Genomic DNA, 10,252 nt, shown 5'->3' with positions numbered 1-10,252 from the left:
CGGCTGGGTGGGCCAACCATAGGCGCTGCCACCGACAACGTCCCGCCACCAGCTACCGGCCACCGGCCGCCCGCCCCGTCTCGTGCGTCAGGTCCCGAGGTCGGTGATCGTCCCCGCGACGACGTCGGCCGCCACGTCGCGCAGCTTGGCGTTGGTGGACCGGGACCGGTCTCGCAGCAGCGCGAACGCGTCGTCGACGGAGATCGAGAGCCGCTCCGCCAGGACGCCCTTGGCCTGCTCGATCAGGATCCGGCTGTCCAGCGCGGACTGCAGCTGGCCGGCGACCTGCTCGTGCTGCCGGACCGTGCGCTCGTGCAGGATCCCGATCGTGGCGACGTCGGCCATCGCCTGGGCGAGCGCCAGCGACTCGGCCGCCAGCCCGCCCGGCGCGGACCCGAACAGGTTCATCCCGCCGATCACCACGTCGCGCAGCCGCATCGGCAGCGTGTGGACGGCGGTGAACCCGGCGGCACGGGCGACCGGCGCGAACAGCGGCCAGCGGGCGTCGCCGCCGGCGGCGAGGTCGTCCATGGACACCGCCCGGCCGGTGCGGAACACGTCGAGGCAGGGGCCCTCGGAGTTCTGCAGCTGCGACAGCTCCAGCATCCGGGTCTCCTCCGACGACGCGGCGACGAGGTTGAGCGTGCCGTGGTGGTCGGCCAGCACCACGCCGCAGGCCTCGACGTCGAGCAGCTCCACCACGCGGTGCACGAGCAGGTCGAGGAACCCGATCACGTCGTAGTCGTCCACGAGCGTGTCGGCCAGCTCGACAAAGGTCTCGCGGACGCGCCGGTCGGTGGTGCTCATGGGCCGCTCCCCGGTTGGTCGTGGTCGCGGTTCGGAGGAGCGTCCATCATCTCGTTCCCTCTCGCCGTGTCGTCCGTGCCGCGCCGGTCCGGTGCCAATCTCAGCCGCCGCGCCACGACGTCCGCCGCGACGTCGGCCAGTCGCCGCTCGTGCGCGTACGCATAGGCCCGCAGCCGGACCAGCGCCTCGCTCACGCCGACGCCGAGCTGGACACTCACCATGCCCGCCGCCTGGTGCACCTCGGCCCGCCGCTCCGGCAGCAGCCCGGCCCGCAACTGCTCCGGGCCGGCGCCGACGGCCCCACGCTCGTCCAGCACCGCGACGAGCACGGCGTCGGCGAAGGTCAGCGCCGTCGCCAGCCGGGAGGCGCCGAGGTCACCAGGGACGCGACGGTACACGCTCAGGACGCCGACGCGCGCCGCGCCGGCCGCGACCGGGAACGCGAACAGCGCCCGCACGCCCCGCTCCAGCGCCACCGGGGCGAACGCCGGCCAGCGCCGGACGGCCGCGGCGAGGTCGGGCACCAGCACGACACTCTCGCCGGCGGCCGCGTCGAACCCGGGCCCCTCACCCAGCGTGACCTGCAGCTCCTCCAGCTCGTCGGCGGCCTCGCCGACGGCCAGCACCGGCTCCTGCGCACCCGACGCGCCGACCACGGACAGCCCGCAGCCCATCGCGTCGACCGCCGCCACGCACGCCTCCAGCACAGGCCGGATCGACGGGCCGGTCCCCTCCGCCCGTGCTCGCTCGATGGTCGCTCCCCAGACGTGATCTCCCCGCAGACGCGGCCACTTTGGCAGGTCCGCCGGGCGCCGCGCCAGTGCCTATCGACGCTGTAGGCGAAGCCGCCACGGCGCCCGCGCGGCCGTCGTTACGCTGTCGTCCATGGCCGAGGCGACGACGCCGCACGACGGCGAGCAGCACCGGCACGGGAAGCTGGCCGGCCGGCTCAACTGGCTGCGCGCGGGCATCCTGGGCGCCAACGACGGCATCATCTCCACCGCCGGCATCGTGGTCGGCGTCGCGGGCGCCACGACGGACCGCGACTGGCTGCTGCTGACCGGCCTCGCCGGCCTCGTCGCGGGCGCGTTCTCGATGGCCGGCGGCGAGTACACGTCCGTCAGCGCGCAACGCGACACCGAGCGGGCGGCGCTGGCCCGGGAGCGCTGGGAGCTGGAGCACCTGCCCGGCGAGGAGCTCGCCGAGCTGACCGAGCTCTACCGCGAACGCGGCCTCTCCCCGGACGTGGCCGAGCGGGTCGCGCGTGAGCTGACCGCCCGCGACGCACTGGCGGCGCACGCCGAGGCGGAGCTGGGCATCGACGCCGACGAGCAGACCAACCCGTGGACGGCGGCGATCTCGTCGTTCGTCGCGTTCGCGCTGGGCGCCATGCTGCCGCTGCTGGCGATCGTCCTGCCCCCGGCGAGCGCGCGGGTGCCGGTCACGATGGTGACGGTGGTCGTCGCGCTCGCGCTGACGGGGTATGTGGGCGCACGCCTCGGCGGCGGCCGGCGGGTGCGGGCGGCGGCCCGAGCGGTCTTCGTCGGCCTGCTGACGATGGCCGTGACGTACGCCGTCGGCTCGCTGGTCGGGGTCTCCTGACGAGAGAGCCCTACCCCGGCACGAACGGTCGTGCTATTTTGAACCTGTGACGAAGGGCGCCGAGACCCGGCAGGTCATCCTCCGCAAGGGAGTCGAGACCGCCTACCGCGTCGGCCTGGGCGGGCTGACGATCGGCCATCTCGCGGCCACCACCGGCATGTCGAAGAGCGGCCTGTTCGCGCACTTCCGCTCCAAGGAGCTGCTGCAGATGGAGGTCCTGCGCGAGGCGCGGACCGAGTTCATCGACGCCGTCATCCGGCCGGCTCTGCTGGCGCAGCGCGGCGAGCCGCGGGTGCGCGAGCTGTTCGAGCGCTGGGTCGAGTGCGGCCGCGCCCGCATGCCCGGCGGCTGCCTGTTCGTCAAGGCCTCCGCCGAGCTGGACGAGCAGGACGGCCCGGTCCGCGACCAGCTGGTCCGCGACCACCTCGACCTCTACGACTCGTGCGCCCGGATGTTCGCCGGCGGCATCGCCGAGGGGCACTTCCGCGACGACGCCGATCCGCTCCAGTTCGCCGCCGACCTCGACGGCATCATGCTGGCCTTCTACCACGCACACCGGCTGCTCGAGGACGAGCGGTCCGAGGCCAGGGCGCGGCACGCGTTCGAGCGGCTGCTCGCCGACGCCCGCCCCACCACGAGCTCCTGACACCGCACCCACCCGAAGGGACCGGCCATGACCACCATGTCGCCACAGAATCGCACGATCGTTCGTGCTGGTGCGAAGCTCACCGTGCTCCGGTACGCATTCCGCGCGCTGGAGCGGGTCGCCCCCGCGGCCGGCGCGGGATGGGCGGCCCGGCTGTGGTGCACGCTGCCCAACACCGGCGGGCGGCGGCGCGACGACCGGCCGGAGCCGGGCGAGCGCAGCTCGCTGACCCTCCCCGGCGGCCGGGTCGTGGCGGTCGAGAGCTGGGGCTTCGGCCCGCCGGTCTACCTGATGCACGGCTGGGGCGGCTGGCGCGGCCAGCTCGGCGGGTTCGTCCGGCCGCTGACCGACGCCGGCCGGCGGGTGGTCGCGGTCGACGCGCCGAGCCACGGCGAGTCCGGGCCGGGGCGCCTGGGCCGCGGCCGGGCCACCGGCGTCGAGTTCGTCGAGGCGCTGACGGCCGCCGCGGGCAAGCACGGCAAGCCGGCCGCCGTCATCGCGCACTCGCTGGGCAGCGCGGCCGCCGCGGTCGCCGTCGCGGACGGGCTGCCGGCGGCACGGCTGGCCCTGATCGCGCCGAGCACGAACCTGAGCGAGGGCCTCGCGCTGTTCCAGCGCACGATGGGGTTCGGCCAGCGCGTCGGCACCCGGATGGTCGCCCGGCTGGAGCGCCTGGCCGGCCGCCCGCTGGCCGACTTCGACGTCACCGATCTGAGCCGGCGGACCGGCGCCGAGCTGCCGCCGACCCTCGTCGTACACGACCGCAGGGACAAGGAGGTCCCGTACGACGACGGCGCCGCGCTCGCGGCCGCCTGGCCGGAGGCGGAGCTGGCCAGCACCGACGGGCTCGGGCACCAGCGCATTCTGCGCGACCCCGCCGTGATCTCGCTGGTCGTCGACTACGTCACGCGCTGACGAGAGTCACGCCCGCACGCCGACGTCGAGGCGGGTCAGCAGGTCGCGGACCATCTCATCGAGCCCGTCGCGGATGGTCCGGACGCCGTCGAGGTCACGGCCGGCGGTCTCGGGCACGTCCCAGCGCTCGTACCGCTGGCCGGGCCGCTCCGGCACCGTCACGTCGCCCATGATGACGACGACGTCGGCGGCGTCGAGGATCTCCTCGGTCCACGGTTTCGGGAACTCGTCGCCGAGGTCGACGCCGCGCTCGTTCATCGCCTCGGCGACGCCCGGGTCGATGTCCAGCGCCGGCTCCGCGCCGCCGGACCAGCCGACCGCGTACTCGCCGGACAACCACTCGAACAGCCCGAGCGCCAGCAGCGACCGCCCGGCGTTGTCGGGGTCCAGGAACAGGACGGTGGGCTTGTCCTGCTCGCGCTCGACCCTGGCCAGGGCCCGCAGCCGCTGCCGCGAGAACCGCTCGGCCATGAGCGGCAGGAACGTGGGGATGCGGGCGCCCGCCGCGAACTGCTCGTAGCTGGTCTCGAGGAACCGGTCGATGGTCTCGCGGCCGATCTCGGTGAACTCACCGTTCAGCCGCTCGGCGGCGGCTCTCATGGCGAGGCCGTGCTCGATCTCGGTGGGCGGGGCGCCAGGGCCGGTGACGGGGCTCTCGGGGATGTCGGGGGTCGGTGTGGTCATGGATCCTCCCTCGGGGGCTCGCGTGATGCGTACCCGCGACGGCGCGGCCGAATCAGGCGCGGACGGCGGATCGGGTCGCGTCGATGGTCGCGGAGCCGACGACGCGGTCGCCGTCGTAGAGCACGATCGCCTGACCAGGCGCGACGCCCTCCTGCGCGGCCGCGAACGCCACCTCGACGTCAGCCGGGCCAACCGTCGCGACTGCGTCGACCGGCGTCCCGTGCGCGCGGAACTGCGCCAGGCATCGCAGCTCGGCCCCGTCGGGCGGCGGCGGCCCGCACCAGCGCGGCGCCACCGCGGTGAGCGCGTCGACGGCGAGCGCCTCGCGCGGCCCGATGGTGACCCGGCGGTCGACCGGGGAGATGTCGAGGACGTAGCGCGGCTTGCCGTCGGCGGCCGGGGTGCCGATGCGCAGCCCCTTGCGCTGCCCGATGGTGAACCCGTACGTCCCGTCGTGCGCGCCGACGACGGCGCCGGTCGTGTCGACCAGCTCGCCCGGCTCGGCGCCGAGACGGTCGCGCAGGAACCCGGCGGTGTCGCCGTCGGCGATGAAGCAGATGTCGTGGCTGTCGGGCTTGCGGGCGACGGCCAGGCCGCGGCGCTCCGCCTCGTCGCGCACCTCGGACTTGACGGTGTCGCCGAGCGGGAAGATCGCGTGCGCCAGCTGGTCGGCCGTCAGCACGCCGAGCACGTAGGACTGGTCCTTCTCCGGGTCGGCGGCGCGGTGCAGCTCGCGGCCGCCGGGGCCGTCGACGACGCGCGCGTAGTGCCCGGTGCCGACGGCGTCGAAGCCCAGCGCGAGCGCGCGGTCCAGCACGGCCGCGAACTTGATCTTCTCGTTGCAGCGCAGGCACGGGTTCGGGGTGCGGCCGGCGGCGTACTCGGCGACGAAGTCGTCGACGACGTCGGCGCGGAACCGCTCGGCCAGGTCCCACACGTAGAACGGGATGCCGAGCACGTCCGCCGCGCGGCGGGCGTCGCGGGAGTCCTCGATGGTGCAGCAGCCACGGGCGCCGGTGCGGAACGACTGCGGGTTCTCCGACAGCGCCAGGTGCACGCCGGTGACGTCGTGCCCGGCCTCGACCAGCCGGGCCGCGGCCACCGCCGAGTCGACTCCGCCGGACATCGCGGCGAGGACGCGCATGGTCAGTTCCCCCTGGTCGAGACGTTGACGATGCCGGCGGCGCGGGCCCGCTCGACGGCCGGGCCGATCGCCGCCACCAGCGCGTCGACGTCGTCCGTCGTGGACGAGTGGCCCAGCGAGAACCGCAGCGAGCCGCGGGCCCGCTCGCGCGGCGCGCCCATCGCCAGCAGCACGTGCGACGGCTCCGGCACGCCGGCGGTGCAGGCGCTGCCGGTGGAGCAGTCGATGCCGGCTGCGTCGAGCAGGAGCAGCAGCGCGTCGCCCTCGCAGCCGGGGAAGGAGAAGTGCGCGATGCCGGGCAGTCCCGCGCCGGGCGCGCCGTTGAGCACCGCGTCCGGAACGACGCCAAGCACGCCGTCGACCAGTCGCTGGCGCAGCGCCGTCATCGCGGCGGCACGCGCCGGCACGTCGGCCAGCGTCGCCCGCAGCGCCGCGGCCAGGCCGGCGATCGCGGGGGTGTCGATAGTGCCGGAGCGCACGTCGCGCTCCTGGCCGCCGCCGTGCAGCACCGGGACGACGTCGGCCTCGCGGCGCAGCAGCAGCGCGCCGACGCCGACCGGCGCGCCCACCTTGTGGCCGGACACCGTCAGCGCGGTCACGCCGGAGTCGGCGAAGTGCACCGGCAGCGCGCCGACCGCCTGCACGGCGTCGGAGTGCACCGGGATGGCGAACTCGCCCGCGAGGGCGACCACCTCGCCGATCGGCTGCACGGTCCCGACCTCGTTGTTCGCCCACATGACGGTGATCAGCGCGACCGACTCGGGGTCGGCCTCGACCACCCGGCGCAGCGCCGCGACGTCGAGCCGGCCGGCCGCGTCGACCGGCAGCCACTCGACCTTGGCGCCCTGCTCGGCGGCCAGCCAGTCGACCGAGTCGAGCACGGCGTGGTGTTCGACGGCGGAGGCGAGGACGCGCACGCGGCGCGGGTCGGCCGCGCGGCGGGCCCAGTAGAGGCCCTTGACGGCGAGGTTGTCGGCCTCGGTGCCGCCGCCGGTGAACACGACCTCGCTCGGGCGCGCGCCGAGGCCCGCGGCGACGGACTCGCGGGCCTCCTCGACCAGCTTGCGGGCGTGCCGGCCGGACGCATGCAGCGACGACGGGTTGCCGAGGGTCGCCATGGTCGCGGCGACGACGTCGATCACTGCGGGGAGGACGGGGGTCGTCGCCGCGTGATCGAGATAGACGCGGCGCTCGGACATCGCCCCCAGTTTACGTCGTCAGCCCTTGCGCTTCTCGATCTCGGCGGTGGCCTGGGGCAGAACGGTGTGCAGGTCGCCGACGACGCCGAAGTCGGCCATGGCGAAGATGGGCGCCTCGGGGTCCTTGTTGACCACGACGATGGTCTTCGACGTCTGCATGCCGGCCCGGTGCTGGATCGCTCCGGAGATGCCGCAGGCGAGGTAAAGCTGCGGCGAGACGGTCTTGCCGGTCTGCCCGACCTGGTAGGCGTGCGGGTACCAGCCGGAGTCGACGGCGGCCCGGGACGCGCCCACGGCTGCGCCGAGCGCGTCGGCCAGCGCCTCGACCGGGGCGAAGTCGCCGCCGGTCCCCCGTCCGCCGGAGACCACGATGGACGCCTCGGTGAGCTCCGGCCGGCCGGTCGCCGCGCGCGGCTTGCGCTCGACGATGCGGGCCTTGGTCGCCGCCTCGGAGAACGCGACCGCGACCTTCTCCTCCGCCGGGGTGGCCGGCGCCGGCTCGGGGGTGACGGCGTTCGGCTTCACCGTGATGACCGGCGCGCCCGTCGTGACCTGCGCGGTGACGGTGTACCCGCCGGCGAACACCGACTGCGTCGTCGACAGGTCCGCCGCCACGTCGACGGCGTCGGTGACGATGCCCGAACCGAGCTTGACCGCCAGCCGGGCGGCGATCTCCTTGCCCTCCGGGCTGGACGTCACCAGCACACCGGCCGCGCCCGACGCCTGGGCGATCTGCGCCAGCGCCTCGGCCTTCGGCACGACGAGGAACTGCTCGAACTCCGGCGCCTCGACGACATACACCTTCGCCGCGCCGTACTCGCCGAGCGTGTCACGCGCGGCGTCGAAACCGGAACCGAGGAACACCGCGGCAGGCTCGCCGGCCCGGCGCGCGAGCGTCAGCAACTCCAGCGTGGTCTTGCGCACCACACCGTCGACGTGGTCGACCAGGACCAGAACCTCACCCATCACAATCCCCTTCAGATGAACTTCTGCGCGGCGAGGAACTCGGCCAGCTTCACGCCGCCGTCGCCCTCATCGGTCACCACCGTGCCGGCCGTGCGTTCCGGCCGCTTCGTGACCTCACGCACCACCGACGCCGCCGCACCCAGCCCCACGCCGGCCGCGTCGACCCCGAGGTCGGCCAGCGTCCACGTCTCGACCGGCTTCTTCTTCGCCGCCATGATCCCCTTGAACGACGGGTACCGCGGCTCGTTGATCTGGTCGGTCACCGCCACGACCGCCGGCAGCGCGGCCTCGATCGTCTCCGAGGCGACGTCGCCGTCGCGGCGCGCCGTCACCGCGTCCGCGGACACCGTCAGCTCACCGACGAACCCCACGTGCGCCAGGCCCAGGTGCTCGGCCAGCATCGCCGGCACCACACTCATCCCGCCGTCGGTCGACGCCATACCGGTCAGGACCAGGTCCACGTCACCGATCTTCCCGATCGCGGCGGCCAGCACCCGCGCCGTCGCCGGCGCGTCCGAGCCATGCAGCGAGTCGTCCACGACGTGCACACCGGAGTCCGCGCCCATCTGCAGCGCCTTCTTCAACGCCGCGTCCGCACCGTCCGGGCCCATCGTCAGCGCGACGACCTCGACGCCGTCGCCGGCCTCGGCGACCTTGAGCGCCTCCTCGACCGCGTACTCGTCCAGCTCGGACAACAGGCCGTCCACACCAGCACGATCGGTCGTGTTGTCAGCGGAGTTGAAGGTCCGGTCCGCAGTGGCGTCCGGAACGTGCTTGACCAGAGTGACGATCTTCATGGCCGGGCTGCGACCTCCTAGGCCGGGCGGGTGGCTGAGCCAGTCGACTGTCCCGATGTTACCGGCAGGTAACCACGGGCCCAAGCCCGGCTGACGTGCAACACGTCACAGTACAGGACGTCCGCCGTTACCCGTTTTCGCCTTGCTCACGCGGTCCCGATCTAGGTCCCACTGTGAAATGATCGCGCGATGCGGATACTTGTGGTCTCGTGGGAGTACCCGCCAGTGATCTACGGAGGTCTCGGGCGCCACGTCCACCGCCTGACCGAGGGACTCGTGGCCGACGGACACGACGTCGCCGTCGTCACCCAGTCCGCCCCGGGGATGCCCGAGGAGGAGGACGACAAGGGCGTGCGGGTGTTCCGCTCGCCGCCCGATCCCCCGGCCGACGAGCGTGAGCGCGGCGAGGACCTCGTGCCGTGGGTGCTGGCGCTGAACACCAGCCTGATGCGCACCGCGCACCGGCTGACGCGAGAATGGATGCCCGACGTCGTGCACGCCCACGACTGGGTCGACGCGCACGCCGGCATCAACGTTGCCCGCGCCATCGACGCGCCGCTGGTCGCGACCGTCCACGCCACCGAGGCCGGGCTGTGGGACGGCTGGCTGTCCACGCCGCTGTCGCGGGCCCGCCACGACATCGAGGCGTGGCTGGTCGCCGAGGCGACCCGGTCGATCGTCTGCTCCGAGGCGATGCGGGTCGAGGCGGCCGCCGCGTTCGACGTCCCGCCGGAGGACCTCACCGTCATCCGCAACGCCGTCGACCACCCCGCCTGGCGGACGACGGCCGAGGCGCGGCGGGCGACCCGGGAGCGGTTCGGCATCCCGCCGAAGACGCCGCTGCTGGTGTTCGGCGGCCGGCTGGAGTGGGAGAAGGGCGTTGACGTCTGCATCGAGGCGCTCTCGCTGGTCCGGCAGCGTCACCACGACGCCCGGCTGGTGCTCGCCGGCGCCGGTTCGCAGGAGGTCAACCTGCGGCGGCTGGCGCAGCGACTCCAGATCGACCACGTCGTCCAGTTCGCCGGCCGGATGGGCCAGCCCGAGCTCGCCGCGCTGTTCGGCGCCGCCGACGTCGCCATGTGCCCGTCCTCGTACGAGCCGTTCGGCATCGTCGCGCTCGAGGCGTGCGCGGCCGGCACCCCCGTCATCGCCGGCGACAGCGGCGGCCTGCGCGAGGTGATCGAGCACGACGTCACCGGCCTGCTGGTGCCGCCGCGCGACCCCGGCGACCTGGCCGCCGCGGCGATGCGGCTGCTCGAGGAGCCCGGCCTGTCGCAGCGGCTGGTCCGCGCGGCCCACCAGCGGATCTCGACTGAGTTCGTCTGGACCGCCGTCGCCCGCGAGACCGAGAAGGTCTACGCCGCCGCCGTCGCCGACCCCCGGCCGCCGCGCCCACGTCCGGCCCCGGCGCCCGACGGCAACATCCTCGCCGACCGCCCGCTGCCGGTCCAGCAAGCCTGGCGCCGAGTCCGCGGCGAGGTCTAGCCCCCAC

At 74.2% G+C, this 10,252-nt stretch carries 11 protein-coding genes; 4 read left to right on the top strand and 7 right to left on the bottom strand.

Going from position 1 to position 10,252, the window contains the following annotated elements; translation table 11 throughout:
* Nucleotides 1–87: 87 nt before the first annotated feature.
* Complete coding sequence (locus C1I92_RS31885) at nucleotides 88–807, bottom strand: GAF and ANTAR domain-containing protein (protein WP_111258654.1); 720 nt, start codon at nucleotides 805–807, stop codon at nucleotides 88–90.
* Nucleotides 804–1,499 (bottom strand): GAF and ANTAR domain-containing protein, encoded by a 696-nt coding sequence (locus C1I92_RS31880; protein WP_146605371.1) that lies wholly within the window; start codon nucleotides 1,497–1,499, stop codon nucleotides 804–806. The genes C1I92_RS31885 and C1I92_RS31880 overlap by 4 nt, the downstream gene beginning before the upstream one ends.
* 193 nt (nucleotides 1,500–1,692) lie before the next feature.
* Between C1I92_RS31880 and C1I92_RS31875 the strand changes: the two genes are divergently transcribed.
* From C1I92_RS31875 to C1I92_RS31865, 3 genes are all read left to right on the top strand, one after another.
* A complete protein-coding gene (locus C1I92_RS31875) occupies nucleotides 1,693–2,409 on the top strand; it encodes a VIT1/CCC1 transporter family protein (RefSeq protein WP_111258652.1) in 717 nt (238 codons plus the stop codon).
* 46 nt (nucleotides 2,410–2,455) lie between these two features.
* A complete protein-coding gene (locus tag C1I92_RS31870) occupies nucleotides 2,456–3,055 on the top strand; it encodes a TetR/AcrR family transcriptional regulator (RefSeq protein WP_111258651.1) in 600 nt (199 codons plus the stop codon).
* A gap of 84 nt (nucleotides 3,056–3,139) precedes the next feature.
* Nucleotides 3,140–3,970 carry an alpha/beta fold hydrolase gene (locus tag C1I92_RS31865; protein WP_199521797.1) on the top strand — a complete coding sequence of 277 codons (831 nt, stop codon included), beginning with the start codon at nucleotides 3,140–3,142 and terminating at the stop codon, nucleotides 3,968–3,970.
* A 6-nt stretch (nucleotides 3,971–3,976) separates the two neighbouring features.
* Here C1I92_RS31865 and C1I92_RS31860 read toward each other — a convergent pair whose 3' ends face one another.
* Genes C1I92_RS31860 through C1I92_RS31840 form a run of 5 tightly spaced genes read right to left on the bottom strand, consistent with a single transcriptional unit; the run spans nucleotide 3,977 to nucleotide 8,760 of the window.
* A complete protein-coding gene (locus C1I92_RS31860) occupies nucleotides 3,977–4,654 on the bottom strand; it encodes a three-helix bundle dimerization domain-containing protein (RefSeq protein WP_111258650.1) in 678 nt (225 codons plus the stop codon).
* A gap of 52 nt (nucleotides 4,655–4,706) precedes the next feature.
* A complete protein-coding gene (gene mnmA, locus C1I92_RS31855; protein WP_111258649.1) occupies nucleotides 4,707–5,798 on the bottom strand; it encodes a tRNA 2-thiouridine(34) synthase MnmA in 1,092 nt (363 codons plus the stop codon).
* 2 nt (nucleotides 5,799–5,800) lie between these two features.
* Nucleotides 5,801–6,997 carry a cysteine desulfurase family protein gene (locus tag C1I92_RS31850; RefSeq protein WP_111258648.1) on the bottom strand — a complete coding sequence of 399 codons (1,197 nt, stop codon included), beginning with the start codon at nucleotides 6,995–6,997 and terminating at the stop codon, nucleotides 5,801–5,803.
* An 18-nt stretch (nucleotides 6,998–7,015) separates the two neighbouring features.
* A complete protein-coding gene (locus C1I92_RS31845; RefSeq protein ID WP_111258647.1) occupies nucleotides 7,016–7,963 on the bottom strand; it encodes an electron transfer flavoprotein subunit alpha/FixB family protein in 948 nt (315 codons plus the stop codon).
* Nucleotides 7,964–7,974: 11 nt separating this feature from the next.
* Nucleotides 7,975–8,760: an electron transfer flavoprotein subunit beta/FixA family protein gene (locus C1I92_RS31840; protein ID WP_111258646.1), complete on the bottom strand. Its 786-nt coding sequence runs from the start codon at nucleotides 8,758–8,760 to the stop codon at nucleotides 7,975–7,977.
* 189 nt (nucleotides 8,761–8,949) lie between these two features.
* Between C1I92_RS31840 and C1I92_RS31835 the strand changes: the two genes are divergently transcribed.
* On the top strand, nucleotides 8,950–10,245 hold the full coding sequence (locus C1I92_RS31835; RefSeq protein WP_111258645.1) for a glycosyltransferase family 4 protein: 1,296 nt from the start codon (nucleotides 8,950–8,952) through the stop codon (nucleotides 10,243–10,245).
* Nucleotides 10,246–10,252: the final 7 nt, after the last annotated feature.

Source organism: Jiangella anatolica (genome assembly GCF_003236295.1).
Classification (GTDB): domain Bacteria; phylum Actinomycetota; class Actinomycetes; order Jiangellales; family Jiangellaceae; genus Jiangella; species Jiangella anatolica.
The sequence above is the reverse complement of the archived record's forward strand: the minus strand, read 5'-3'. Positions and strand labels throughout refer to the sequence as shown.